Raw genomic sequence first — 25519 nt, forward strand, 5'->3', positions numbered from 1 at the left:
GGTGTCGTGGCTCTTCTGGGAGGCGACGGTGGGGTCAGGCGGTGGGGCGCGGGGCGAGGATCGCGTAAGCGGTCAGGTCAGGCGGTGCGTCGCTCTCGTGCGGGGCCGATCTGGCGGGCCGGATCGCGACGGGCGCGCGAGGGCGCGAGACGGCGGACCGGTACGCCGGCCGGGGGCGCAGGGACGGATGAGAAGCAGACGGGGTGCCGTGGTCTTCCTGCCGCGGAGGTGCCGGGGCTGCGATCTGCCCCTGCCCGTGGGTCTCCCCCGGCCGTCAGCAGCGGCACGCAGACGGGTTGTCCAGCCCGACGGGGCGCCGTCGTTTCTCCTGCCACGGAGGTGCCGAGAGCGCCGATCTCCCCGTGCCCGTAGACCATTGCGCGCACTCCCCCGGTCGCCAGCAAGGCACGCAGACAGGTCGCCCAGGCCCGGCGGGGCGCCGTGGTCCTCCTGCCGTGGAGGTGCCAAGGGGCGGCGATCTGCCCCTGCCCCTAGGCCGTACGCGGACTCCCGGTCGCCAGCAGCGGCACGCAGACGGGTTGTCCAGCCCGACGGGGCGCCGTCGTTTCTCCTGCCACGGAGGTGCCGAGGGCGCCGATCTCCCCTTGCCCGTAGACCGTCGCGCGGACTCCCCCGGCCGTCGGCAGCGGCACGCAGACGGGTCCCCCAGGCCCGGCGGGACGCCGTGGTCCTCCTGCCGCAGAGGTGCCACGCGGCGGCGATCTGCCCCTGCCCCTAGGCCGTACGCGGACTCCCGGTCGCCAGCAGCGGCACGCAGACGGGTTGTCCAGCCCGACGGGGCGCCGTCGTTTCTCCTGCCACGGAGGTGCCGAGGGCGCCGATCTCCCCTTGCCCGTAGACCGTCGCGCGGACTCCCCCGGCCGTCGGCAGCGGCACGCAGACGGGTCGCCCAGCCCGACGGGGCGCCGTCGTTTCACTCCCCCGGTCGTCAGCAGTGGCACGCAGACGGGTCGCCCGGGCCGGCGGGGCCTCGTGCATGCGGAGGCGAGCCGGTGGTGTGAGCGCGCCCCACGCCGGCAGGTCGCTCTCGTGCGGGTCTGCCCAGGCGGTCAGCGGCGGCGCAGGGACGGGTCGAGGAGGGCCGGCGGGGTGTCGTGGTTCTCCTGCGGGGCGAGGTCGGTGCCGGGGGTGACGATCTCGTCGATCGCGTCCAGGACGTCCGCGCTCAGGACGGTGTCCGCGGCGGCGAGCTGGGCGTGCAGGTGGTCGACCGTGCGGGGGCCGACCAGGGCGCTGGTCACGCCGGGGTGTGCGGTCACGAAGCCGAGCGCGAGCTGGATGAGCGTGAGGCCGGCCTCGTCGGCGACCCGGCTCAGTCGTTCCACGGCGTCGAGCCTGACCCGGTTGGCGGGGACCGTCAGGTCGAACCGCTCGGGCAGCATCGCCGAACGGTGGGTGGCGATGTCCCGCCCCGCGCGGACCGCCCCCGACAGCCAGCCGGAGGCCAGCGGGCTCCACACGAGCACGCCGAGGCCGTACTCCTGTGTGACGGGCAGGACATGGGACTCGATGCCGCGCTGGAGGACGGAGTAGCTGGGCTGTTCGGTGACGTACCGGCTCAGGCGGTGCTCGCGTGCCGACCACTGGGCCTGCACGATGCGGTGGGCCGGGAAGGTGGAGGAGCCGAAGTAGCGGATCTTTCCGGCGCGTTGCAGGTCGGTCAGGGCCGAGAGGGTCTCCTCGTCGCTGGTCCTCGGGTCCCAGCGGTGGATCTGGTACAGGTCGACGTGGTCGACACCGAGACGGCGCAGGCTGGCCTCCAGTTCGGTGACCAGCCAACGGCGCGAACTGCCCTGGTGGTTGCGTTCGTCGCCGATGGGCAGGCCGGCCTTGGTCGCCAGCACGATGTCGTCGCGGCGGCCGGCGATGGCCTTGCCGACCATCTCCTCCGACTCGCCGTCGCCGTACATGTCGGCGGTGTCGATGACGTTGACACCGGCCTCGAGAGCGACGTCGACGATCGCGGTGGCCTCGTCCTGGGTGGTGCGGCCGATCCTGCCGAAGTTCATCGCGCCGAGCGCGAGCGAGCTGACCTGCACACCGGTGCGGCCCAAGGTGCGGTACTGCATGAGCGTTCTCCTCCATGGCTGACTGCCGGGCCCCGCCCCGTCGGCACGACGAAACGGAACCTTGTTCCGACAACGATACGGAACGCGGTTCCGTTTTTGCAAGGAGGAGGCACCCGTGCAGAGGAGCGCCTGCGCTTCAGACCCCCGATCCGACCTCCGGCAGGACGGCCCGGCCCGCCGCCCGATGCTCGGCCGCCACCTCCGGATCCGTCGCGTCGAGGACCGCCGCGATGCCCTCGTGGGCCAGGGACTCGGCATGCCGGTAGCCGAGCTTCGGGGCCAGCTCCAGGGCCTCGCGGTGCAGGCGCAGAGCCTGCTCGGGCCGGCCCGCGAGGCGGCAAGTCTCGCCGTAGGCACTGAGGAAGTGGATCTTCCAGTGGTCCTCGAACAGCTCCTCCAGGAGCGCGAACGCCTGCTCGTGGCACGCCAGGGCCTCGTCGTGGCGGCCCATCCGGCGCAGGGCGACACCGAGGCAGTTCAGGCACCAGGCCTCGTTGTGCCGGTGGCCGTCCTCGCGGGCCAGCGCGAGCGCCCGGTGGAGGTGGCCGAGGGCCTCGTCGGGGTCCTCGTGCGCGAGGGCCACGCCCAGCGTGATCAGGGCCGTCAGGGCGGGCGGCCACGCTCCGTCGGCGTGCGGGATCTCCAGTGCCGTACGGGCCAGCCGCGCCGCTTCGTCACGGTGCCCCAGCTGGAGCAGCGCCCAGGCCTCGTACGCGGTCGCGTGGGCCGTGCCCATGGGGCAGTCGGCGTCCGCGTACAGCTTCCCCGCCAGCCGGAACAGGTCCAGCGGCTCCTCGACGTATCCCTGGTCCCAGCGCAAGTAGCCGCGCCGCATGGTCAGTTCGGCCTCCGCCCGGACGTCCCCGGCCCGCAGCACCAGCGGTGCCGCCGCCTCGTACGCGGCGCTCGCCTCCGCCATGCGGCCGGCGTTGTACCGGGCGAAGCCCAAGTCGCTGTGCGCCTCGGCCAGTTGCAGGGGGTCGGCCAGGCGCTGGGCGGCGGCCAGGGACCGTTCGAAGAGGCCGTTGAGCATCGTGGTGCCGCAGCGCCGGGCGAAGTACGCCCGCATGAAGCGGGGCAGTTCGCACATGTGGCGGTCGGCCCCGGCGTCCTCCGCCGCCTCGAAGGCGGCCAGCAGGTTCAGGTACTCGGTGCCGAACCACACGAGAGCCGCGATCTTGTCGTGGAAGTCCGGCAGTTCGGTCGGCGGGCGGTCCACGGTGGCCTCGCGGCTCAGCGACAGGAAGGGCATCGCCGCATCCGCCGCGGCGGCCGCGTGCACGTAGTAGTCGAGCACCCGGGTCAGGGCCCGCTCGCGGTCCGCCGGGGAGTCCTGCTCGGTGGTGGCGCGGCGGGCGTGCTGGTGGACCAGGTCGTGGAGGCGGTAGCGGCCCGCCGCCGGCTGCTGGACCAGGTGGGCGTCCAGCAGGTCCTCCAGCATCGCGCGGGCGCTGCGCAGCGGCACGTCCGCCAGCGCCGCCGCCACGTACTCGTCGAAGGACGACCCGGGCAGCAGGCCCAGCAGCCGGAACAGCCGGGCCTTGGCGCGGTCCAACTGCCGTACGGACATGGCGAACGCGGTGTCGAACTCGCTCGCTCCCTCCGCCATCCGCTCCACGAGGATGCCCACCGTCCAGCCCGGCCGGTGCCGCAGCCGGGCCGCGGCCAGCCGCAGGGCCAGCGGCAGACGACCGCACAGGCGCAGCACCTCGGCGGTGGCCCCGGGGTCTCGGGCCAGGCGTCCCTCCCGGCTGTCGGTCTCGCCGCTGGCGCGGGCGAGGAGCTCGGCGCTCTCCTGCTCGGTCAGTACGTCCAGCGACACCGGCGGGACCTCGTCCAGGCCGAGCAGCCGGTTGCGGCTGGTGATGAGGGCGACGGAGGGGCCGGCGCCGGGCAGCAGGGGGCGGACCTGGTCGGCGTCGGCGGCGTTGTCGAGGACCACGACGGCCCGCCGGTGGGCGAGTTCGGACCGCCAGCAGGCGGCCAGCTCCTCCACACCGCCGTCCTGGGGCACCTTCTCGGAGGGGACGTCGAGGGCGGCGAGCAGTGTCCGCAGGGCGCGGTCGGGGTCGAGCGGTCTGCGGCCCTCGGTGAAGCCGTGCAGGTCCAGGTAGAGCTGGGCGTCCGGGTAGTCGGCGGCGAGCCGGTGCGCCGCGTGCACGGCCAGGCAGGTCTTGCCGACGCCCGCCATGCCGTCGACGGCGATGACCCGGCCGGCGGTCACCCCGTCGAGCACCGCCGCGAGCTGGGCCGCACGGCCGGTGAAGTCGGGCACGTCCCGTGGCAGGTCGTTGCGGGGCGGGCGCGGGGCCCCGGCGGGCGGCGACGGCGGGGGGACCTGGCGACTGGTCCTCGGCGGGGCGGGAAGGGGGCTGGAGGCCCGTTCCCACAGGGGGCGCAGCGGCCGCGGGTCGCGCTGGACGAGGCGGCACAGGGCGACGACCGCGGGCCACGGCGGGACCGTTCGGCCACTGAGATACCGGGACAGGGACGACGAGCTGAGCCCGGTGTCCCGGGCGAGAGCCCGTACACCACGCTTCGACAGCTCCTGGAGCAGCCGCAGCCGTCCGGCCAGCTCCTCCTGCGGGTCGCCGCCCACTGTCCTGTCGTGCTCCACCACTGTCCCCCGCCCCCTGTCCCGCCCCGGCAGAACTTGTCCGGGCCGGATCGTGCCTGATCAAGGCCGTTTCGGCTGTCCCACGGTGTCCCACGGCCGTCGTCCTGACAAGCCCTTGAGGCTGAGATGGGGTCATGCCCCACCTCGACGGGGCACCGCCCGACAGAGAAGAGACTCCCGATGCAGCCCCGTATGCAGAACCCCGCCGTCGTCCTGTCCGACGCGATGCAGCCCGTCCAGCAGCTGTTCAAGGCCGTGCACTCCGGCGGGGTGGACGGGCAGACGCTGGAGCTGGTGCATCTGCGGGTCAGCCAGATCAACGGATGCAGTGCGTGTGTCGACGGCGGCGCCAGGACCGCCCGCAAGGCAGGGGTGAGCGACGAGCGGCTGGCCACGGTCGCCGCGTGGCGGGAGGCGCCCTACTTCACCGACGAGGAGCGGGCGGCACTCGCGCTGGCCGAGGCGGCGACGCGCCTCGCCGACCGCCCCGACGCGGTGAGCGACGACGTCTGGGACACGGCGGCCACCTACTTCGACGAGAAGCAGCTCGCCGCGATCGTCCTGATGATCGGCGTCACGAACCTGTTCAACCGGCTCAACGCCACGACCCGGCAGATCGCCGGCGCCTGGGGATGAGCCGTGCGGCGCCCGCTGGGCGCCAAGATGTATCCGACCGTCAGTGAACCAGGAGGGAACGACATGACGAGCACCCGCAGGACGACCAGGAAGACCGAGACGTTCACCGACGAGGAGCGGGCCGCGATGAAGGAGCGCGCCCAGGAGGTCAAGACGGCGGCACGCCGCGGCTCGCGTGCCGACAAGGCGGCGGAGGACGAGGCCGCGGTAATCGCGAAGATCGCCGAGATGCAGGACTCCGACCGGGTCATGGCCGAACGGATCCACGCCGTCGTCAAGGCGAGCGCCCCCGGCCTGGCACCGAAGCTCTGGTACGGCATGCCCGCCTACGCCAAGGACGGCAAGGTCGTCTGCTTCTTCCAGAGCGCGCAGAAGTTCAACGCGCGGTACGCGACCTTCGGCTTCAACGACAAGGCGAACCTCGACGAGGGCACGATGTGGCCGACCGCCTTCGCGCTCACGAAGCTGACCGCCGCCGACGAGGCGCGGATCGGGGAGCTGGTGAAGAGGGCGGCGGGCTGAGGCCCGGGGAACCGCGAGCAGGAGAGGTACCGGAGGGTGGAGCCGACGAACAGCCGACGTCCCGCAGGGTTGTTCGTCGGCCTGTGCACGCTCGATGTCATTCAGCTGGTGGACCATGTGCCCGGCGCCGACGAGAAACTGACGGCCCGTGAGCAGGTGGTGGCGGCGGGCGGTCCGGCGGCGAACGCGGCCGTGGCCTTCGCCCACCTGGGCGGCGCGGCCGGTCTGCTGACCGGTGTCGGCGCCCATCCGCTGGGCCGTGCGGTCGCAGCCGAACTGGGCGAACTGGGCGTGACGCTGCGGGACTTGGCGGCCGGCTCGACTCAGCCGCCCGCCGTGTCCTCCATTCTCGTCACCGCCTCGACCGGGGACCGCGCCGTCGCGTCGACCAACGCGAGCGGGTACCGGCTCGCGCCACCTCCCGACCTCGACGCGCTGGTGGCCGCCTGCGACATCGTCGAGTTCGACGGCCACCACATGGAGCTGGCGACGGCGACCGCCCGCCTCGCGCGGGCCACCGGCAGGCGCACGGTTCTCGACGGGGGCAGCTGGAAGGCCGGCACGGAGCGGCTGCTGCCCTCGATCGAGGTGGCCGTGTGCTCCAACGACTTCCGCCCACCCGGCACGGACACCCCCAAGGACGTTCTGCGGTTCCTGCGGGACCACGGGGTGGCCTGGTCCGCGGTGACTCGCGGAGGGCGGCCCATCGAGTGGGCGGGCCCCGACGGCGGTGGCACCGTGGAGGTGCCTTCCGTCCGGGTCGCGGACACGCTGGGCGCGGGTGACGTCCTGCACGGGGCACTCACCCATCACCTGGCCGCACAGGGGCACTTGACCTCGTACGGCTTCCAGGAGGCCCTGCGCGCCGCGGCGGCGGTGGCCTCGCGGGCGTGTGCCTCGTTCGGCACCCGGGCCTGGCTCCAAAGGCCCTGACGATCCGTCAGCGCGGGGCAAGCCCCTCGTCGGGGCTGCCCCGCGCGTGACGAGGTTCAGGACCTGCGGCCGCGCACGTTCCAGCCGCTGCCGATGCCGGCCAGGTGCAGTGCGAGCACCATGAGGCCGAGCAGCATGATGTTCGTCGAGGTGAAGGTGTCGTTGGTCGATATGTCGGCGGCGTTGATCAGAAAGGAGATGAAGAACAGGACCGCCGAGATGATGGCCAGCATGGGTGTCCATCCCTTCGCATGACTGAGGTCATTGACGCCCCGTGCCCATCGAATTCCCCCAACTTGTCCGAGCATGCCGACCGTTGGGGGCCGAAGAACCGCTTGTTCGGCTGGTCGGACATCGTTCGAAACCTCTTGACGCTGCCGTACGACCCGATTGACACTCTCGCAACACGACGTCACACAGCCGAAACGGCAGGGCGCCCACGGCCGAGGCCCCGCCACACCCTCCACGCCTCAGCAGGGAACCCCACATGACGTACACCGCACGTCCGCGCATGCGCGCGAGACGCCGGGCGGGCCGCCTCGCCGGTCTGACCGCCGCGTCACTGTTCCTGGGCCTCGCCGCGCCCATGATCCCCGCCCGGGCGGCGGACACCGCGGACGTCACCGAGGGCCTGGCCCTCTGGTACAAGCTGGACGCCGCCACCGGCAGCACCGTCACCGACGCCTCCGGCAACGGCCGCGACGGCACGGTGAACGGGACCGCCGACTGGTCGGACCCCGCACGCGGGCTCGCCTTCAACGGCTCCGACACCTACATCAAGGTGCCGGACAACGTCATGAGGGGCCTCGACTCCGTCACCGTCTCCACGGACGTGCTGATCGACCCCGCCCAGAGCACGCCGTACTTCCTGTACGGCTTCGGCAACTCCAGCGGCGGCAACGGCAACGGGTACCTGTTCACCACCGGCAACTCCCTGCGCACCTCCGTCGCGAGCGGCAACTGGTCGACCGAGCAGACCACGAAGCCCGCCGACGGTCACAACCTCGCCCGCGGCGTCTGGAAGCAGCTCACCTACACACAGACCGGCACCACCGGGGTCCTGTACGAGGACGGTGTCGAGGTCGGCCGCAACACGGCCGTCACCCTCACCCCCGGCGCCATCGGCTCCGGCACCACCACCGCCAACTACATCGGCAGGTCGGTGTACTCGGGCGACAAGCTCTTCAAGGGCCGGATCCGTGACTTCCGTGTCTACGACCGGGCTCTGGCGGCCTCCGAGGTCGAGCAGCTCTCCCTCCCCGTCGCCGTCCAGGGCGTGGCCGACGACAAGGCCGCGCTGAGCCTCGGCGACACCAGCAAGGTCACGGCCGACCTGGATCTGCCGAGGACCGGCACGGCCGGCGGGTCGGCCATCACCTGGACCAGCGACAACACGGACGTGGTGAGCGGCTCCGGCAGGGTGACCCGCCCTCCCGCCGGCGCTCCGGACGGCCACGCCACGCTCACAGCGATCCTCAAGAAGGGTTCCGTGACCGACACCAAGAGCTTCGAGGTCACGGTCCTGCCGGACTTCGACGACGAGACGGCCACCCGGCGGGCGGCCGAGACCCTCGGTGTCCACAACCTCGACGACGTGCGCGGCAACCTCACGCTCCCGGGCTCGGGCGACTACGGCACCACCGTCACCTGGTCCTCCGCCGACCAGCACGTCATCGACGACGACGGCGTGGTCCACCGCCCCGCGCACGGCGACGGCGCCACCACCGTCGAGCTGACCGCCACCGTCACCAAGGGCGACGCCGAGGCCACCCGCGTCCTCACCGCGAAGGTCCCCGAACTCCCCGCCGAGCAGGCCCTCAAGGGCTACATGTTCAGCTACTTCACCGGCGAGGGCACCGCGGACGGCGAGCAGCTCTACGCGGCGCTCAGCAAGGGCGACGACCCCCTCAAGTGGCGGGAGCTGAACGACGGCAAGCCGCTCCTGACCTCCACGCTCGGTGAGAAGGGCCTGCGCGACCCGTTCATCATCCGCTCCCCCGAGGGCGACAAGTTCTACCAGATCGCCACCGACCTCAGGATCTACGGCAACGGCGACTGGGACGCCTCCCAGCGCACCGGCAGCAAGTCCATCATGGTGTGGGAGTCCACCGATCTGGTCCACTGGACGAACCAGCGGCTGGTCAGGGTCTCCCCGGACAGCGCGGGCAACACCTGGGCACCGGAGGCGTTCTACGACGCGAAGCTCGGCGAGTACGTCGTCTTCTGGGCGTCGAAGCTGTACGACAACGAGGCCCACTCCGGCGACACGTACAACCGCATGATGTACGCGACCACCCGCGACTTCTACACCTTCAGCGAGCCCAGGGTCTGGATCGACCGCGGCTACTCGGTCATCGACTCCACGATGATCCAGCACGACGGCACCTACTACCGCTTGTCGAAGGACGAGCGCAACAACAGCTCCTCGACGCCCAACAGCAAGTTCATCTTCGAGGAGAAGAGCGACTCGATCCTGGACCCGAACTGGACGGCCGTCGCGGAGGGCATCGGCAAGGGCGCGATGAGCGCGGCCGAGGGACCGCTGGTCTTCAAGTCGAACACCGAGGACAAGTGGTACGCGTTCCTCGACGAGTTCGGCGGTCGTGGGTACATCCCCTTCGAGACGACCGACCTCGCCTCCGGCGACTGGTCCCCGGTCGCCGACTACGACCTGCCGGCCAGACCGCGCCACGGCACCGTCCTGCCGGTCACCCAGGCCGAGTACGACCGCCTCCTGCGCGCCTACCAGCCGGACCGGCTCGTCGAGAGCGTCGAGGACATCTCCGTCAAGACGCGGATCGGCGAGGCACCGGTGCTGCCGGCCACCGTCGTCGCCACCTACGCCGACGGTGTCAGGCGTCCCGTCGCGGTCGCGTGGGAGGACGTCCCGGCGTCGAAGTACGCCCAGGCGGGCACCTTCGCGGTCACCGGCAGCCTTCCCGACGGCGCGGCGATCCCGGTCCGGGCCGAGGTCACCGTGTCGCAGGAGGGCCCCGACGTCCCGGCCGACCTGCTCGTGCACTACGGCTTCGACGAGTCGGGCGGCACCATCGCGCTCGACTCCAGCGGCCACGGCCATCACGGCACCTATGCCGGTACGCCCGCCTTCGGCACCGGCGTGCGGGGCGGCTCCTTCAGGATGTCGGGAGACGCGACCGGATCGCCGTACGTCAAAATACCGAACGGTGTGCTGAAGGGCGCCGACAGCGTGACGGTGTCGACCTTCGCCAAATGGAAGGGCGGCAGCAGCTTCCAGTGGCTGTTCGGGCTCGGTCCGGACAGCGACAAGTACCTGTTCGCCACGCCCTCCAACGGCGGAAACAGCCTCTACTCGGCCATCACCAAGGCCAGTTGGTCGGCGGAGTCGAAGCTGACGGCCGGTTCGCAGCTCACTCCGGGCGAGTGGCGGCACGTCACCGTCACCCTCGACGGGGCGACCGGCACGCTGGTCCTCTACGTCGACGGCGTCGAGGCGGCCCGTACGACGACCACCGTCAAGCCGTCCGAGCTCTACGACGCGAACAAGGACTACAGCGGCTACATCGGCAGGTCCCTGTACTCGGCCGACCCGTACTTCGGCGGTGAGGTCGACGACTTCCGCGTCTACGACCGGGCCCTCACGGCCGCGGAGGTCATGGAGCTCAGCGGCAACACCGCGGGCATCGCCAAGGCCACGCACCCGGAGCTGAAGGTCGACGCCCTCGTCGACAACGCCGACAGCAAGGTCACGCTGCCGATGAAGGAGGGCACCGATCTCACCGCGCTGGCACCGGAGTTCACCCTCGCGCACGGAGCGGCGATCAGCCCCGCCTCCGGCAGCGTGCAGGACTTCAGCAAGCCGGTGACGTACGAGGTGACCGGGTCCGACGGCAAGAAGCGCACCTGGACGGTCTCGGCGCTGATCATGAGGAGCCCGGTGCTGCCGGGGCTCAACGCCGACCCGAACATCGTGCGCTTCGGCGACACCTTCTACCTCTATCCGACGACCGACGGCTTCGAGGGCTGGAGCGGCACGCAGTTCAAGGCGTACTCCTCCACCGACCTGGTCCACTGGAAGGACCACGGCGTCATCCTCGACCTCGGTCCGGACGTCGCGTGGGCGGACAGCCGGGCCTGGGCGCCGACGATCGCCGAGAAGGACGGGAAGTACTACTTCTACTTCTGCGCCGACGCCAACATCGGTGTCGCGGTGTCCGACTCGCCGACCGGCCCCTTCAAGGACGCGCTGGGTCAACCGCTGCTGAAGGCGGGCCAGTTCAGTGGCCAGATGATCGACCCGGCCGTGTTCACCGACGGCGACGGGCAGTCGTATCTCTACTGGGGCAACGGGCACGCCTATGTGGCGCCCCTGAACGCCGACATGACCTCCGTCGACCTCACGAAGACGAAGGACATCACGCCCAGCGGCTACAACGAGGGCTCGTTCGTCGTCAAGCGGTCCGGCACCTACTACTTCATGTGGTCGGAGAACGACACCCGCGACGAGAACTACCGCGTCGCCTACGCCACCGGCCCGTCCCCCACCGGTCCTTGGACCAAGCGGGGCGTGATCCTGGAGAAGGACCTCTCGCTCGGCATCAAGGGCCCCGGTCACCACTCGGTCGTCCAGGTGCCGAACACCGACGACTGGTACATCGCCTACCACCGGTTCGCCGTTCCCGGCGGTGACGGCACGCACCGCGAAACGACCGTCGACAGGCTGGAGTTCGACTCGGAAGGCCTGATCAGGAAGGTCGCGCCCACCCTGACTGGCGTCGACCCGGTGACCGTCGTGCACGCCGGTGCCGACGTCAGCGGGACGGAGGGCGACGCGATCGCGCTGCACGGCACCCTCTCGGGTGCGGGCGGCCCGACGTGGTCCGTCGAGGCGGGAGCGCCGTGTTCGTTCGCCGACCCGAACTCAGCGGCGACGACGGTCACGTGCACGGACGACGGCACCTACACGGTCACCCTCGCGGGCGGCCGCAGCAGGGACACGGCAACGGTGAAGGTGGCCAACGCGGCTCCCGCCGTCGTATCCGTCTCGGGCCCGCAGTCCCCGGTCCCGGTCGGCAGGCGCACGGTCGTCACGGCCGAGTTCACCGACCCGGGCACCGGCGACACCCACACCTGCGTGGTCGACTGGAAGGACGGGAGCGCGCCCCGGGCCGGCACGGTCACCGCTTCCGGCTGCCGGGCCGAGCACGTCTACGCACAGGCCGGGATCCGGCGTCCGGTGATCACCGTCACCGACGACGACGGCGCCTCCGACAGCAGGACGCTTCCCGAGCTGATCGTCTACGACCGCTCGGCCGGTCCCGCGCTCGGTGCCGGCGTCCTCGCCTCCCCCGCCGGCGCCTACCCCGCCAAGCCGGACCTGGTCGGCAAGGCCGCCTTCTCCTTCGCCGCGGTCTATCTGCCCGGAGCGGTCGCACCTGCCGGCGAGGCCTCCTTCGACTTCGGTCCGGCCAGGCTGAAGTTCCGTTCCACCGGCTCCGACTGGCTCGTGGTCACCGGCTCGCAGGCCGTGTACCAGGGCTCCGGCACGGTCGACGGCAGGAGCGGATTCGGTTTCCGCGTCACCGCCACCGAGGATCCGGACACCTTCCGCCTGCGGATCTGGAAGAAGTCCGGCGGCGAGGTCGTCTACGACAACACCACCGGCTCGAAGATCACCGGGTTCATCGCCCTCGGCGGCAGCCGGCGTTAGTTCACCTCACCACCCCACCGGGCCCCGCCGACAAGCACCCTGTCGGCGGGGCTTCCCGCGTGCGCCGGTTCAGGGACATGACCCGGCAATCCCTGCGCAGCCTCTTTCGCGCGCAACGACGGCATGGCATTCTCACCGCTCAACGCTCTTCTGAACGACGTTCACATACATGTAACCCCATGGGAGGACGATCCGCCATGAGGAACCCGAATGTCATGCGCATGAGCAGACGCTCCCTGCTGGGAGGCGCCGTCGCCGTCGCCGTGGGCGCCGGTCCGGCATCGGCGGTCGAGGCGGCACCGCTGTGGCGGGAGTTCAGCCGCACCCCCTTCACCCATCCGCAGATCCCGTACGTCGGCCGCGCCGGCTGCCACGGCGGAGCGGCACACCTGCCACGCCGCCGAGTCGTCGCCGACGTACGCGACTTCGGAGCCGTGGCGGACGGGACGACCGACTCCGCCCCCGCGATCAACCGTGCCCTCGCCGCTGCCGGAAAGGCCGGCGGTGGCACGGTCACCATCCCGCCGGGCACGTTCCGCATCGACGACGTGATCCGCGTGGACCGTTCGAACGTGGTCCTCAGGGGCGCCGGCAGCGGTCGTACGACGCTGTACGCGACCAAGAACCTCACCGAGCTCATCGGGACCTACGGCTCGCGCTACGGAGGGGACAAGTCGGCCTGGTCCTGGGCCGGCGGGCTCATCTGGCTGGCGCCCCGCAGCCGCCTGGAGTCGCTCGTCGCCGCGATCAGGGCCAGGGCATGGCCGTTCGAGGGCTGGACGGGCAACCGGCGCGACGAGTGGCGCACGCTCACCGCACTCGCCCCGGCGCGGCAGGGTTCCTGGACGGTGACGGTCGCCGACTCCTCCTCGCTGCGTCGGGGCGCGCTGGTCCTCCTGCGGCTCGCGGACGACGCGGACCACACCCTCCTGGAGCACATGTGCGGCGGCGGGCCCGGCCCCGAGGCCTACGTCTGGGACGACAAGACGAAGCTGACGTCGTACGTGCCCTACGAGTGGCCCGTCCGCATCGCCCGCGTCCACGGCCGCAAGGTCACCCTGGAACGTCCCCTGCCGCTCGACCTGCGCCCGGAATGGTCCCCGCAACTGACCACCCACGTGCCCGAGTTGAGCGGCAGCGGCGTCGAAGGGCTCACCCTGGAGGCGCCCGAGGTCCCGCAGCAGCCGCATCTGCTGGACAAGGGCCACAACGGCGTCGTGCTCCAGTGCGCGTACGACTGCTGGGTGGACGACGTGACGGTCCGTCATGTCGACAACGGGTTCGGCCTGGTGGCCGCCTCCGCCTGTACCCTGCGCCGGACCCGCGTGGCGGGCCGCGGCTCGCATCACCCCTACTTCTGTCGCGAGGGCTCGCACGACAACCTCGTCGAGGACTTCACGATCGAGGAGCGCACCAGCCCGGCGCCCGCGGGAACCCAGCTGCACGGCATCAACGTCGAGGGGCTGTCGTCGTACAACGTCTGGTCGCGCGGCGACATGCGGATGGGCACCTTCGACAGCCATCGCGGCCTGCCCTTCGCCGATGTCCGCACCGAGATCACCCTGAACAACAACGGCCGCCACGGCGGCGACGCGTCCGCGGGGCCCCTCTTCGGCGCCCGGTTCACCCACTGGAACATCCGCGTCACCAACGGCCGCGCTGGCCTGGTGCGGATCGACGGGCTGGCGCCCTGGTCCGCGACCGTCGGCATCGACGAGGTCAGGGAGTTCGACCAGATCGACGTCCCGGACTTCACGGGCGATCTGCACACACGCCTGGAGCTGTACGGCAGTCCGGGCGCGGTGCGGCCGCGGAACCTGTACGAGGCGCAGCGCCGGCTGAAGGGGGTGGACCGATGAGCGCGCGACACCGCTGGTGCGTGGTCGTTCTGACCGTTCTCGCCGCGTGCGCCGCAGGGCTCGGCACCCCGGCGGCGGCACGCACCGCCGCCCCGCACACCGTGGTCCTGGACGGCGTCCGTCTGCAGCAGACGAAAGCCCGGCTCGACCGTGGTGACCGGCAACTCCGCCGTACGGTCGAGGCGTTGACCGCCCGCGCCGACAAGTGGCTGGACCAGGGGCCCTGGACCGTCGTCGACAAGCCGAGGCCGGCTCCCGGCGGCGACGTCCACGACTACCTCAGCCAGGCCCCGTACTGGTGGCCCTCCCGGACCCCCACCGCCGACAACCCGTGGGGCTGCCCGTACGTCCAGCGCGACGGCGAGCGCAACCCCGAGGTCGACAGCGGCACCGACCGGCAGGACCTGGAGAAGACCGTCGACTCCGCCTACGACCTCTCCCTCGCCTGGTACTACACCGGGGACAAGCGGTACGCCCGCAAGGCCGGGCAGGTGTTGCGCACCTGGTTCCTCGACCCGGCCACACGCATGAACCCCCACCTGCAGCACGCCCAGTTCATCCCCTGCAAGTACGACGGCCGGGCCATCGGCATCATCGACTTCTCCCAGTCGTACACGAGCGTGATCGACGCGCTCGCCCTCCTGGACACCGGCGCGCCGGGCTGGAGCGGGAAGGACCGTGCCGGCATGGCCCGCTGGAACGGCGACTTCCTCGGCTGGCTCAGGGACAGCGACTTCGGCAGGCAGGAGGGCGCCGCGGCCAACAACCACGGCACCTTCTACGACCTGCTGCTCGCCTCACTCGCCTGCGCGACCGGCGACAGGGCCCTGGCCCGGCGGACGGTCCTGGACGCCCGGGCCAAGCGCGTCGCGCCGCAGATCGCGGCCGACGGCAGCCAGCCCCAGGAGCTGACCCGCACCCGGAGCTGGCACTACTCGACCTTCGACCTGGTCGCCTACACCAGGCTCGCCGCCGTCGGGCGACACGTCGGCGTCGATCTGTGGGCCTGGCAGGGTCCGGAGGGGCAGAGCCTGTTCAAGGCGGTGGACTACCTGTTGCCCGCCGCGACCGGTGCCGCCGCCTGGCCCCATCCGGAGCTGGAGTTCCACCGGTACGCGGCGACCGACGTCGTGCACGCGGCGGCGGACGCGGGTGACGCGCGGGCGCGGGAGGCTGTTCCGGCGCTGGAGGCGCCGCCGGGCGGCGACCTGTGGGCACTGCGTCCGGCGGCGGAACAGCTGGACTCCATCGCAGGGTGAAGGCCGCCGTCAGGGCGTCGTGGACAGGTCGATCGCCCGGTCGCGTCCTGCGGCCGCAGCACCCGCAGGATGCTGCGAGATCTCGATGCCGTTCTCTGCGGGGTGGTTGCGGGTGCAGCGCGCGACGACCGCCTCCGCGCGGGCCGAGTTCCTCGCCGGGCAGGTCTCCGACAGTGCGGTGAGCAGCCGCAACGCCACGTCCCGGCATCCGGTCCGGCCGGTGGCCGCGGCCAGGTCGAGCAGACCGCAGGCCATGATCGCGCCGGCCGACGCGTCCTTGATGTCGTACGCCTGCTGCGGCGCCCGGTGGTCCCACACCGGGACGTGGTCCGGGCCGAGCGCCCGCACCGCGAAGTCGGCGAGCGCGCGGGCGAAGGCCAGCAGGTCGAGATTGGTCATCGTGTCGATGATGACCCGGCCCGCGTTCTTCGGGTCGGTCAGGACGCCCCAGGCCAGGGTGAACCGCCCGCGCGGGTTGTAGCGCCGGATGAGGAAGCCGGCCGCCTCCACGGCACCCGTCCGCGAGGTGTCGTCGCCGGTCAGCCGCCAGGCGGTGACCCAGGAAGGGTAGAAGAGGCAACCGAGGTCGTGGGTGCCGGTGTCGAACCGGCGGGGCGCCAGGGAAACAGTCATGCTCGCACCTCCGACTCGATCACCGGGCAAGGGAGTTGATCGAGCGTGGCACAGCAAGGGCGAGGTCTCAGTGGCTCGTGCGCACGGTCACTCGCTCTTGCGGCCGACTCCCGCGTACACCCAGTACTCGGAGGGGTTCTCCGGGATGTCCTCACCCGCGTCCGGGCGCCACAACGGGACGTGGACCAGGCCGGGTTCGGCCAGGTCGAACCCGGTGAAGAGGTCCCGGATCTCGTCGTGGGAGCGGACCGTGACGGGTGAGGTGGCCCGGGACCGGTACAGCTGGGTCACCGCGGCGGCCGTGTCGGGGCGGTCCTGGTCGGTGGCGTGGGACAGGGCCAGCCAGCTGCCCCCGGGCAGGGCGTCCCGGAAGGCGGCGACGATGCCGGCCGGGTTCTCCTCGGGCGCGACGAAGTGCAGGATCGCGACCATCAGCACGGCGACCGGCTGGTCGAAGTCGATGAGCTTGCGCACCTGCGGAGAGGACAGGACGTCGTCCGGTCGGCGGATGTCGGCGTCGACGATGTCGGCGCGCGGGTTGTCGGCGAGCAGGGTGGTGCTGTGGGCGACGGCCACCGGGTCCCTGTCGACGTAGACCACCCGGGCCCGCGAGTCCGCCGCCTGGGCCACCTCGTGGACGTTGCCCTGCGTGGGGATGCCCGAGCCCAGGTCGATGAACTGGCGCACACCGGTCTCGGCCAGGAACCGCACGGCCCGGCCGAGGAAGGCGCGGTTGGCCCGGGCCAGCGCCCGCACCTGGGGGTCGATGGCGGTGACGGCCGCGACCGCCTCCCGGTCGATGGCGAAGTTGTGCTCCCCGCCCAGCAAGGCGTCGTACATCCGGGCTACGCTCGCCTTGTCCGGATCCGTCCCTGGCGGCAGAGCATCCGAGTCGGTCACCAGAACGTCCTTCCGCACCAAGCTACTTGACGCCCCATCATATAGTTGCCCTGCGACGTCCGGCGATCAATGGCCCCGCCGGACGCCCGGACCCCCACCCGGAAAGGCCCCAGGACCCTGCGGAACGAACCGCACAGCCGCTCCGACGACACCCCCACCGCCAAGCCCCAGCCCCGCCGTTCGGCGTTCTCCCCCGCGGCCGACGTCATCGGCTCGGAGCTCGACCTGGGGTTGACGGGCAGCCATGTCGTGCACGCGCTGACGCCCGGCTTCTGCGACGCCGCGTCCCTGTACCTGCTGGAGCGGTGGCGGCGCGAGGAGATCACGTACGCCGGCGCCGACCCCGCCCAGATCGAGGCGCGCCGACTGGCCCTGCGCGTGGGCACGGACGCGCCCGAGTCCTGGGAACGCATCCTGCCGGTCGGCGAGGTGCTCGTCTTCCCCCGCGCGACCCCGTACGCCCGCGCGCTGACCGACGGGCACGCGCAACTGCTCGACTCGGTCGACGACCACACGGCCGAGCGGCTCGCCGCCTCCGCCGGTGAGGACGCACGCATCGGCGAACTCCTCAAGACGCGCTCCTTCCTCGTGGTGCCGCTCCGGCTGCGGGGCGGGGCGATCGGCTTCGTGGCCTGCTCCCGCGGACCGGACCGGGGGCCGTTCCTGACCGCCGAGATCGCCGCCGTGGAGTCGCTGGCCGCGCGGGCCGCCGTCGCCCTGGACAACGCGCGCCGCTACGAGCACGAGCGCCGCACCGCCCTTGCCATCCGGGGCAGCCTGCTGCCCGGGACGATCCAGGAGGTCGAGGGGTGCCGCATCGCCCACGGCTCGCTGCCCGCCGGACAGGGTTCGATCATCGGCGGCGACTGGTTCGACGTGCTGAGGAGGCCGGGCGACCGGGTCAGTCTGATCGTCGGGGACGCCATGGGCCACGGCCCGGAGTCCGCGGTGGCGATGATCCAACTGCGCACCGCCGTACGCACCCTGGCCGGTATGGACATCCCCGCAGCCGATCTCGTACGCCGGCTCGACGCGCTGGCCAGCGACACCCCTGGCGCCTCCTTCGCGACCTGCATCTACGCCGAGTGGGATCCCCGGCAGGGCACCTGCACCCTCGTGGGCGCCGGTCACCCTCCCCCGCTCCTGCGCGGTCCGGACGGGCGCACCGCTCCGGTCGCGCTGGCCGGCGCGGGCCTGCCGCTCGGCCTCGCCGCGGGCACCTACGAGCCGACCGTGCTGAGCATCGAGGATCCGGCCCTGCTCGTGCTCTACAGCGACGGCCTGGTCGAGTCCCGGGACGCCGACATAGACCAGGAGATCGCCCGTCTGGCCCGGGCACTCGACGCGGCGGCCGTCGACCACGACCCGCTCCCCTCCCTGTGCCGACGGCTGCTGCACGCCCCCTCCGATCCGGCCGGGGCCGACGACCGGACCCTGCTGCTCGCCGAACTCCAGCCCGTCAAGCGTTAGTTCAGGCCATCAGGTTCGCCCACACGGCGTTGCCGCCGGTGAGTCTTGAGCGGTCCACCCCCCAGGTGTCCGCGAGTTCCTCCACCAGGAACAGCCCGCGCCCGCCCTCGTCGTCGAGGCCCGCACGGCACCGGCGCAGCCGGGGACCCGAGTGGTCGTGGTCGTGCACCTCCAGCCGCAGGATCTCGTCGGTGACCAGTCCGATGCCGCACAGGATGCGCGCGCTGAGGGTGTGGCACACGGCGTTGGTGGCCAGTTCGGACAGGAGCAGCACCGCGTCCGAGCACAGCTCGCCCGGCAGGCTCCAGGCCTTGAGCCGGGTGCCGACGGAGCGCCGGGCGACCCCGACGCTGGAGCGGTGGGCGGGAAGTTCGATCCAGTGGGTGCGTTCCTGGTCCACGGCGTCTAACAGCTGCGGGGACGAGGTCGTGTGGGGGGACACGGTGTTGGCCTTCCGTGGGGGCGGCGGCGCGGCCGGGCGAGACGCATCGGGGACAGAGTCTTGCCAACCCGCCCGCGGGTGGGGACGGTTGGCGTCACTGTGCGCGCGTTCGGCGGCACGGTTCACACAAGTAATCATGCTCGCACCCAAGTTCAACCTGCAACCGGCTCCCTGATAATTTCAGAAAGCCGATATCCGCCTGGTCGCGTCAGCAAGTCGCTGACACACTCGGGCCGGTGACAGCCCCTCAGGAGGTCAGGACGTGAGCGAAGGCCGTACGGGCACGGGTGGCACCAGTGCTCCCACCGTGCTGCGCATGATCCTGGGCCGGCGACTGCAGGAACGCAGACAGGACGCGGGCGCCTCCCTGGAGGACGCGGCCAAGGCGCTCCGGGTCACCTCCCTGACCATCCGCCGCCTGGAGAAGGCCGAGGTCGCCCTCAAGCCGCTCTACGTCGAGAAGCTGCTGGAGACCTACGGGGCGGACCGGCAGGAGATCGACGAGTTCGTGGTGCTCGCCGAGCGGGCCAACGAACCCGGCTGGTGGCACACCTACCGGGACGTCCTGCCGAACTGGTTCAGCGCCTACGTCAGCCTGGAGGCGGGGGCCAGGACCCTGCGCACCTACGAACCCCATTACGTCACGGGGCTGCTGCAGACCCACGCCTACGCGCGCGGAGTGCTGCGGGGCGGTTTCCCGAACGAGGCCGACGAGGACCTCGGGCGGCGCGTGGACCTGCGGCTGCGCCGCCAGAGCCTGCTGGACAGACCCGACGCGCCCACGCTGTGGGTGGTCATGGAAGAGGCCGTGCTGCACCGGGTGGTCGGCGGCCCCGAGGTGATGCGGGAGCAGATCGAGCGGCTCCTGGAGGTCTCGGAACTGGACCACGTCAGCGTGGACGTCGTGCCGTTCACCGCGGGCGCCCACGTGGGCGCGTGCGCGCCGTTCACCTACTTCCGCTTCGAGGAGCCGGAACTCCCGGACGTCGTCTACACCGAGGTCCTCACCGGGGCGATGTACCTGGACCAGCGTTCCGACGTGGCGGCGCATCTGGAGGCGCACAACCGCATGTCCCTGCTGACCTCGGACGCGGACAGCAAGGCACTCCTGAACCGCATGCGCAAGGAGTACTCATGACCAGCACCGACTGTCACGTCTACAACGGGATGCCCGCCACCGAACTCGGCGAGCAGGGCTGGGAGTCCCCGTGGAGCGGACCCAACGGCGGCCAGTGCGTGCAGACCAAGCTCCTGGCCGACGGCCGGGTGGCGCTGCGGCAGTCGACCGATCCGGCCGGACCCGCGCTGATCTACACCCCGCAGGAGATCGCCGCGTTCGTCGCGGGCGTCAAGCGGGGCCTCGCCGACCACCTCACGGCCGGCTGACCCACGACCCGAGCCGGACCTGCCCCGGCAGCGACCTGCCCGACACCCCCACGCACACCACCTGAAAGGGACAGGATGACCAACTCCCACGCCGCGCGGGAGATCGACACCAGCCGGCCCCACTCCGCCCGGATGTACGACTACTACCTCGGCGGCAAGGACCACTTCGACGTCGACAAGCAGGCGGCCGAGACCGTCGCGGCCACCTACCCCGGCATCTTCACGTGCGCCCGCGAGATCCGCTCGTTCATGCACCGCGCCACCCGTGTCCTCGCGCAGGAGTACGGCATCCGCCAGTGGCTCGACATCGGCACCGGCATCCCCACCGAGCCGAACCTGCACCAGGTCGCCCAGTCCGTGGCACCCGAGGCACGGGTGGTCTACGCCGACAACGACCCGCTGGTCCTCAAGTACGCCGAGCGCCTGATGCGCAACACCCCCGAGGGCCGCACGGCGTACGTCCAGGGCGACTTCACCGACCCCGAGGCCATCCTCGGCTCCCCCGAGCTGGCCAGGACCCTGGACCTGAACCGGCCCGTGGCCCTGTCCCTCAACGCCATCCTGCACTTCGTGCCGGACGACTGGGACCCGTACGGCATCGTCTCGCGCCTCCTGGACGCCCTGCCCTCGGGCAGCGCCCTGGCCGTCAGTCACTGCACGGGAGACTTCGCCCCGGAACTCTGGGCGAAGCTGGTCGGCATCTACGCCGCCGGCGGCACCCGGGCCCAGGTGCGCAGCCAGGCGGAGGTGGCCCGCTTCTTCAAGGGCCTGGATCTGCTCGACCCGGGTGTCTCCCTGACCCACCGCTGGCGCCCCGACGACCCGCAGGGCCCGGGCCCGGAGCTCACCGACGCCGAGGTCAGCGCATGGGCCGGGGTGGGCATCAAGCCGTGACACGGCGCCGGCCGTGCGGGGGCCCGGACGCACCCGCGCGGCCGGACGGCCCGGGCGGTCGGCGGCCGTCAGCGGAGCAGCAGGTCGATCACCCCCGTCAGGTCCTCCTCACCGCTGCCCTCGGCCAGCCGGCGGCGCATCAACGCGAAGTAGGGGCTGAGCAGTTCCGGGCTGACGCCCTGCTGCTGCGCGGTGCGCAGGAAGGTCGGGACGCCGGCCACCTGCATGGCGAGGCTGGAGACGACCCCCTGGGTGTAATCGCCGCTCCGGAGCTGCTCGGCGGTCAGGTGCACGGCCGGGGCCATCGCCGTGAGCCAGTCGGCGAGCAGCGGGGCGAAGGACGCGGGGTCGATGTCCTCCTTGCGGATCAGGGCGAAGGCGTGCGCGGCTCCCGCGAACATGCCGTACATGGCGCTGAGCAGGGCCACGTCGTGCAGCGCGGCGAAGCCCGCGTCCCGGCCGACGTATGTGGTGCCGGCCGGCACCGCCAGCGTCTCGCGGTGCCGCTCGAACAGGTCCTGCGAGCCGCTGTAGAAGACGTAGCCACCGGCCTCGGGGGCACCGATCATCGGCGGAACGGCCATGATCCCGCCGTCCAGGTAGCGGGCTCCCCGCTCGCGGGCCCACTCGGCGCGCTCGCGAGCCTGGGCGGGGGTCCCGGTGGTCAGGTTCACCAGGTCCCGGCCGGCCAGGTCGGCGCCGGCCAGCGTCTCCTCGACCGAGGCGTCGTCCAACAGGCAGATCACGACCAGGGAGTTCGCGGAGACCGCGTCGGCCGCGCTGTCAGCGACCTTGGCGCCCTCTGCGGCAAGAGGCCTGGCACGGGCCGGAGTCCGGTTCCAGACGGTGAGCGGATGGCCCGCGGCCAGCCAGGCCCGGGCCAGTGCCGATCCCATCGCGCCGAGGCCCAGGAGTGAGAGGGAGGTCTTCTCAACAGTGTTCTGTGTCATGCCGATCAGGCTGGTCACAGGCCCGCGGGAGATCAAGTACGCACTTCGGAGTGGGTGGTTACCCCGGGGTGAGCGAGCACGTCGAAGGGGTGGGACATGACGACGCTGAACCGGCCCGGCGCGCCGGACGGGCACATCTGCGGGATCGACGCGGCGATGGAGGTGATCGGCGGCAAGTGGAAGGTGCTGATCCTCTGGGCGCTCCACGAGCACCCCTGCCGCCGCTTCGGCGAGCTGCGCCGGCTGCTCCCGGGGATCACCGAGAAGGTGCTCGCCTCCCATCTGCGCGAGCTGGAAACGGACGGCGTGGTGCTCCGCGTCTCCTACGACGAGGTGCCGCCGCGCGTCGAGTACTCCCTGACCGAGGACGGCGAGCGCCTCAACGACGCGCTCCGGCCGCTGGCCGCCTGGGGGCGCGGACGGTCCACCTGACCCGGCGACGGGCCCCGGCCGTGCCGTGACAGGATCCGCTGTCATGAGCATCGAAGCGGGAGACCGGCCCGTCGCCCTGGTCACCGGATCCACGTCGGGCATCGGCGAGGCCGTCGTACGGCGGCTCGCGGCGGACGGGACACGGGTCGTCGTGCACTCTCGGCGCAGCGCTGAGGCCGGGCAGGCGCTGGCGGCGCAGCTCGGCGGCCTCTACCTCCAGGCGGACCTCGGCGTCGAGGAGGAGGCCACAGGGCTGGTCGAGAGGGCGCTGGACCACTTCGGGCGGCTGGACGTCCTGGTGAACAACGCGGGCATCAGTTGGCCGATCCCGCACGCGGACCTCGCGGCGGCCACCGCGGAGGACTGGCGGCACCTGCTGGAGGTCAACCTCATCGCGCCCTGGCTGCTGTGCACCGCCGCCCTTCCGGCGCTACGGCGGTCCCCGGGGGGCGGCAGCATCGTCAACATCACCAGCCACGCCGGCGTACGGCCCAAGGGCTCCTCGGTGCCGTACGCGGCGAGCAAGGCCGCGCTGAACCACGTGACCCGGCTGCTCGCGGCCGCGCTCGGGCCCGAGGTACGGGTCAACGCGGTGGCACCGGGACTCGTGGACACGCCCATGACGAAGGACTGGGCGCAGGCGCACGAGCTGTGGCGGGAGCGTGCGCCGATGCACCGCCCGGCCCGGCCCGAGGACGTGGCCGGCCTGGTGGCGTCGGTCATCGCCAGCGGCTATCTGACCGGTGAGGTCATCGTGCTCGACGGCGGCCTGAACCTGACCTGAGTGCCTGCCCGGTCCTACGGGCTGCCGTCGGTGCCGCTGTCGGGAGCGGCCTGGACCAGGCCCGTGCGGTAGGCGATGACGACGAGTTGGGCGCGGTCGCGGGCGTCGAGCTTCGTCATGGCGCGCTGCACGTGGGCGCGGACGGTGAAGGGACTGAGGAACATCCGCTCGGCGATCTCCTGGTTGGACAGGCCGGTCGCGACCAGGGCCACCATCTCGCGTTCGCGCGGGGTGAGCACGGCGAGCCGTTCGGGGCGGTGCGCGGGGAGGTCGTCCGGTGTGGCGAGGAAGCGGGCGACCAGGGAGCGGGTCGCGGCGGGGGACAGAAGGGTGTCGCCCGCGGCGATCGTCCGCACCGCGTCCAGCAGGTCCTCGGCCCCGATGCCCTTGCCGATGAAGCCGCCGGCCCCGGCCCGCAGTGCCTGGGCGACGTACTCGTCGGTCTCGTACGTGGTGAGGATCAGGATGCGGCTGGCCCGCAGGCCGGGGTCCGCGCAGATCTCGGACGTGGCGGTGAGTCCGTCCACCTCGGGCATGCGGATGTCCATGACCACCACGTCCGGGTGCAGCTCCCGGGTGAGTCGCACCGCCTCCCGGCCGTCGGCGGCCTCACCGACCACGGTGATGTCGTCGGCGGAGTCGAGCAGCATCCGGAAGGCACCGCGCAACAGGGCCTGGTCGTCGGCGAGCAGCACCCGCAGCGTCACCGCGCCTCCCCCGTCTCCGCCTCGACGGTCGCCGAGTCGGCCGTCCGTCCCTCGGCGACCGTGGCTCCACCGGTCCCCCGCGGTCTGTCCTTGCCGGTCGGGAGGGGCAGCTCGGTGGAGACGAGGAAACCGCCCTCCGGGCGCCTGCCCGCGGAGAGCTGCCCCCCGACCGCGGTGGCACGTTCCCGCATTCCGATCAGACCGTATCCGGACGGACGGTCCCCCACCACGGGCACGCTCGGCCCCGTGGACGCCGTCGACGCTGTACGGGCGCCCCCGCCGTCGTCAGCGACGGTGATGGTCACCCGATCGCGGTTCCAGACCAGTCCCACCCGGGCGGTGCCGGTGCCGGCGTGCTTGGTCACGTTGGTCAGGGCCTCCTGGACGATGCGGTAGGCGGTGAGGTCCACTCCTGGCGGCAGTGGCCTGGCCGTGCCCTCCTGGTGCACCGACACCTGAAGTCCCGCGCGGCGGAAGGACTCCAGGAGGGTGGGCAGCCGGGACAGCCCGGGTGCCGGTTCGGCGGGCGCGGCCGCGTCCCCGGACTGACGCAGCAGACCGACCGTGGCCCGCAGGTCGTCGAGCGCGTCGCTGGTGGTCTCGACGAGCTCGTGGAGGCTCTTGCGGGTCTGCTCCGGGCGGGTGTCGAAGAGGTGGGCCGCGACCGTGGCCTGCGCGTTGGCCAGGGTGATCTGGTGGGCCACCAGGTCGTGCAGTTCCCTGGCGATGCGCACCCGCTCCTCGGCCACCCGGCGACGCGCCTCGCTGTCCCGGCTCTGCTCGGCCCGCAGGGCCCGTTCCTCCATGGCCGCCAGGTAGGCCCGCCGGTTCTGCACCGAGTGCCCCAGCACTCCGGCCACCAGCGGGAACGCCGCCACCGCCCCCACCCTGCTGGCGTCCTTCCACGAGAGGGCGCCGAACAGGGGGGTCGAGGCGACCAGCAGTGCGGTGGAGACGAGCGCCACCGCGCCGGCCGCCCGCCGTTCGGTGCGCGCGGTGAGCGCGTAGGAGTACGCGGTGATCACGGCGGGGGCCACGATGAGGGGGCTGAGCAGCAGCCCCAGGAAGGGCGCCAGCACACCGCTCGCGGTGGTGACGGCCATGGCGGCCAGCGGCGCCCGGTGCCGTACCGGCAGCACGGCACAGGACACCACGGCGATCACGTAGCCGGTGGCGGACGGCGGTGACAGCGTGCTGCCGTCGTTCACCACACCGCCGAACAGACAGAGCGCGAACGCCGTCGCCGTGATCGCCGCCTCCCGCCACCACCTGCCGCGCGGTCGCGGGCCGCCGCCCCCCGTGTTCGTCATGGCCGG

General features: G+C 71.9%; 21 protein-coding genes. 12 read left to right on the forward strand and 9 right to left on the reverse strand.

What is annotated here, in order from left to right:
* Positions 1-1070: 1070 nt before the first annotated feature.
* Both M2163_RS08060 and M2163_RS08065 read right to left on the reverse strand, forming a co-directional pair.
* The gene (locus M2163_RS08060) at positions 1071-2090 is read right to left on the reverse strand and encodes an aldo/keto reductase (protein ID WP_280893567.1); all 1020 of its coding nucleotides are present in this window, start codon (positions 2088-2090) and stop codon (positions 1071-1073) included.
* Between the two features lie 136 nt (positions 2091-2226).
* Entirely contained in the window at positions 2227-4710 is a 2484-nt protein-coding gene (locus M2163_RS08065) for a tetratricopeptide repeat protein (protein WP_280893568.1), read from the reverse strand.
* A 177-nt stretch (positions 4711-4887) separates the two neighbouring features.
* Here M2163_RS08065 and M2163_RS08070 point away from each other — a divergent pair, with 177 nt between their 5' ends.
* From M2163_RS08070 to M2163_RS08080, 3 genes are all read left to right on the forward strand, one after another.
* Positions 4888-5343 (forward strand): carboxymuconolactone decarboxylase family protein, encoded by a 456-nt coding sequence (locus M2163_RS08070; RefSeq protein WP_280853499.1) that lies wholly within the window; start codon positions 4888-4890, stop codon positions 5341-5343.
* Positions 5344-5406: 63 nt separating this feature from the next.
* On the forward strand, positions 5407-5865 hold the full coding sequence (locus M2163_RS08075) for a DUF1801 domain-containing protein (RefSeq protein WP_280893569.1): 459 nt from the start codon (positions 5407-5409) through the stop codon (positions 5863-5865).
* A gap of 36 nt (positions 5866-5901) precedes the next feature.
* Positions 5902-6798, forward strand: a complete 897-nt coding sequence (locus tag M2163_RS08080) for a PfkB family carbohydrate kinase (protein WP_280893570.1) — start codon at positions 5902-5904, stop codon at positions 6796-6798.
* Between the two features lie 56 nt (positions 6799-6854).
* On the opposite strand, the gene M2163_RS08085 is transcribed toward M2163_RS08080, so the two are convergent.
* Positions 6855-7031, reverse strand: a complete 177-nt coding sequence (locus tag M2163_RS08085; protein WP_086723861.1) for a hypothetical protein — start codon at positions 7029-7031, stop codon at positions 6855-6857.
* A 254-nt stretch (positions 7032-7285) separates the two neighbouring features.
* Here M2163_RS08085 and M2163_RS08090 point away from each other — a divergent pair, with 254 nt between their 5' ends.
* The 3 genes from M2163_RS08090 (at position 7286) to M2163_RS08100 (ending at position 15605) form a co-directional block, all read left to right on the forward strand.
* Positions 7286-12487 carry a family 43 glycosylhydrolase gene (locus tag M2163_RS08090; RefSeq protein ID WP_280893571.1) on the forward strand — a complete coding sequence of 1734 codons (5202 nt, stop codon included), beginning with the start codon at positions 7286-7288 and terminating at the stop codon, positions 12485-12487.
* Positions 12488-12702: 215 nt separating this feature from the next.
* Positions 12703-14346: a glycosyl hydrolase family 28-related protein gene (locus M2163_RS08095; protein ID WP_280893572.1), complete on the forward strand. Its 1644-nt coding sequence runs from the start codon at positions 12703-12705 to the stop codon at positions 14344-14346.
* Positions 14343-15605 (forward strand): alginate lyase family protein, encoded by a 1263-nt coding sequence (locus M2163_RS08100; protein WP_280893573.1) that lies wholly within the window; start codon positions 14343-14345, stop codon positions 15603-15605. The genes M2163_RS08095 and M2163_RS08100 overlap by 4 nt, the downstream gene beginning before the upstream one ends.
* A 9-nt stretch (positions 15606-15614) precedes the next feature.
* On the opposite strand, the gene M2163_RS08105 is transcribed toward M2163_RS08100, so the two are convergent.
* Positions 15615-16238: a hypothetical protein gene (locus M2163_RS08105; protein ID WP_280893574.1), complete on the reverse strand. Its 624-nt coding sequence runs from the start codon at positions 16236-16238 to the stop codon at positions 15615-15617.
* 87 nt (positions 16239-16325) lie between these two features.
* A complete protein-coding gene (locus M2163_RS08110; RefSeq protein ID WP_280893575.1) occupies positions 16326-17138 on the reverse strand; it encodes an SAM-dependent methyltransferase in 813 nt (270 codons plus the stop codon).
* A 69-nt stretch (positions 17139-17207) separates the two neighbouring features.
* On the opposite strand from M2163_RS08110, the gene M2163_RS08115 reads away from it, so the two are divergent.
* On the forward strand, positions 17208-18608 hold the full coding sequence (locus M2163_RS08115) for a SpoIIE family protein phosphatase (protein WP_280893576.1): 1401 nt from the start codon (positions 17208-17210) through the stop codon (positions 18606-18608).
* Between the two features lies 1 nt (position 18609).
* Here the strand turns inward: M2163_RS08115 and M2163_RS08120 are convergent, their stop codons facing one another.
* On the reverse strand, positions 18610-19050 hold the full coding sequence (locus M2163_RS08120) for an ATP-binding protein (RefSeq protein WP_280893577.1): 441 nt from the start codon (positions 19048-19050) through the stop codon (positions 18610-18612).
* 262 nt (positions 19051-19312) lie between these two features.
* Between M2163_RS08120 and M2163_RS08125 the strand changes: the two genes are divergently transcribed.
* From M2163_RS08125 to M2163_RS08135, 3 genes are all read left to right on the forward strand, one after another.
* Positions 19313-20188 carry a helix-turn-helix transcriptional regulator gene (locus tag M2163_RS08125; RefSeq protein WP_280853490.1) on the forward strand — a complete coding sequence of 292 codons (876 nt, stop codon included), beginning with the start codon at positions 19313-19315 and terminating at the stop codon, positions 20186-20188.
* Positions 20185-20436, forward strand: coding sequence for a DUF397 domain-containing protein (locus M2163_RS08130; protein WP_037708986.1), 252 nt, complete (start codon positions 20185-20187; stop codon positions 20434-20436). The genes M2163_RS08125 and M2163_RS08130 overlap by 4 nt, the downstream gene beginning before the upstream one ends.
* Positions 20437-20511: 75 nt before the next feature.
* A complete protein-coding gene (locus M2163_RS08135) occupies positions 20512-21330 on the forward strand; it encodes an SAM-dependent methyltransferase (protein WP_280893578.1) in 819 nt (272 codons plus the stop codon).
* Positions 21331-21398: 68 nt separating this feature from the next.
* On the opposite strand, the gene M2163_RS08140 is transcribed toward M2163_RS08135, so the two are convergent.
* On the reverse strand, positions 21399-22280 hold the full coding sequence (locus tag M2163_RS08140; protein ID WP_280893579.1) for an NAD(P)-binding domain-containing protein: 882 nt from the start codon (positions 22278-22280) through the stop codon (positions 21399-21401).
* Positions 22281-22376: 96 nt separating this feature from the next.
* Here M2163_RS08140 and M2163_RS08145 point away from each other — a divergent pair, with 96 nt between their 5' ends.
* A complete protein-coding gene (locus tag M2163_RS08145; protein ID WP_280853487.1) occupies positions 22377-22712 on the forward strand; it encodes a helix-turn-helix domain-containing protein in 336 nt (111 codons plus the stop codon).
* A gap of 43 nt (positions 22713-22755) precedes the next feature.
* Positions 22756-23496, forward strand: a complete 741-nt coding sequence (locus M2163_RS08150) for an SDR family oxidoreductase (protein ID WP_280853486.1) — start codon at positions 22756-22758, stop codon at positions 23494-23496.
* 14 nt (positions 23497-23510) lie between these two features.
* Here M2163_RS08150 and M2163_RS08155 read toward each other — a convergent pair whose 3' ends face one another.
* On the reverse strand, positions 23511-24203 hold the full coding sequence (locus M2163_RS08155) for a response regulator transcription factor (RefSeq protein ID WP_280893580.1): 693 nt from the start codon (positions 24201-24203) through the stop codon (positions 23511-23513).
* On the reverse strand, positions 24200-25513 hold the full coding sequence (locus tag M2163_RS08160; protein WP_280893581.1) for a sensor histidine kinase: 1314 nt from the start codon (positions 25511-25513) through the stop codon (positions 24200-24202). The genes M2163_RS08155 and M2163_RS08160 overlap by 4 nt, the downstream gene beginning before the upstream one ends.
* Positions 25514-25519: the final 6 nt, after the last annotated feature.

Source organism: Streptomyces sp. SAI-135 (genome assembly GCF_029893805.1).
Classification (GTDB): domain Bacteria; phylum Actinomycetota; class Actinomycetes; order Streptomycetales; family Streptomycetaceae; genus Streptomyces.

What these genes read in the sequence shown, in the direction of transcription:
- M2163_RS08090 (WP_280893571.1), top strand. Translation starts at nt 7,286, where the DNA reads ATGACGTACACCGCACGTCCGCGCATGCGCGCGAGACGCCGGGCGGGC.
- M2163_RS08115 (WP_280893576.1), top strand. Translation starts at nt 17,208, where the DNA reads ATGGCCCCGCCGGACGCCCGGACCCCCACCCGGAAAGGCCCCAGGACC.
- M2163_RS08135 (WP_280893578.1), top strand. Translation starts at nt 20,512, where the DNA reads ATGACCAACTCCCACGCCGCGCGGGAGATCGACACCAGCCGGCCCCAC.
- M2163_RS08070 (WP_280853499.1), top strand. Translation starts at nt 4,888, where the DNA reads ATGCAGCCCCGTATGCAGAACCCCGCCGTCGTCCTGTCCGACGCGATG.
- M2163_RS08085 (WP_086723861.1), bottom strand. Translation starts at nt 7,031, where the DNA reads ATGCTGGCCATCATCTCGGCGGTCCTGTTCTTCATCTCCTTTCTGATC.
- M2163_RS08100 (WP_280893573.1), top strand. Translation starts at nt 14,343, where the DNA reads ATGAGCGCGCGACACCGCTGGTGCGTGGTCGTTCTGACCGTTCTCGCC.
- M2163_RS08145 (WP_280853487.1), top strand. Translation starts at nt 22,377, where the DNA reads ATGACGACGCTGAACCGGCCCGGCGCGCCGGACGGGCACATCTGCGGG.
- M2163_RS08105 (WP_280893574.1), bottom strand. Translation starts at nt 16,238, where the DNA reads ATGACTGTTTCCCTGGCGCCCCGCCGGTTCGACACCGGCACCCACGAC.
- M2163_RS08095 (WP_280893572.1), top strand. Translation starts at nt 12,703, where the DNA reads ATGCGCATGAGCAGACGCTCCCTGCTGGGAGGCGCCGTCGCCGTCGCC.
- M2163_RS08060 (WP_280893567.1), bottom strand. Translation starts at nt 2,090, where the DNA reads ATGCAGTACCGCACCTTGGGCCGCACCGGTGTGCAGGTCAGCTCGCTC.
- M2163_RS08130 (WP_037708986.1), top strand. Translation starts at nt 20,185, where the DNA reads ATGACCAGCACCGACTGTCACGTCTACAACGGGATGCCCGCCACCGAA.
- M2163_RS08150 (WP_280853486.1), top strand. Translation starts at nt 22,756, where the DNA reads ATGAGCATCGAAGCGGGAGACCGGCCCGTCGCCCTGGTCACCGGATCC.
- M2163_RS08160 (WP_280893581.1), bottom strand. Translation starts at nt 25,513, where the DNA reads ATGACGAACACGGGGGGCGGCGGCCCGCGACCGCGCGGCAGGTGGTGG.
- M2163_RS08075 (WP_280893569.1), top strand. Translation starts at nt 5,407, where the DNA reads ATGACGAGCACCCGCAGGACGACCAGGAAGACCGAGACGTTCACCGAC.
- M2163_RS08140 (WP_280893579.1), bottom strand. Translation starts at nt 22,280, where the DNA reads ATGACACAGAACACTGTTGAGAAGACCTCCCTCTCACTCCTGGGCCTC.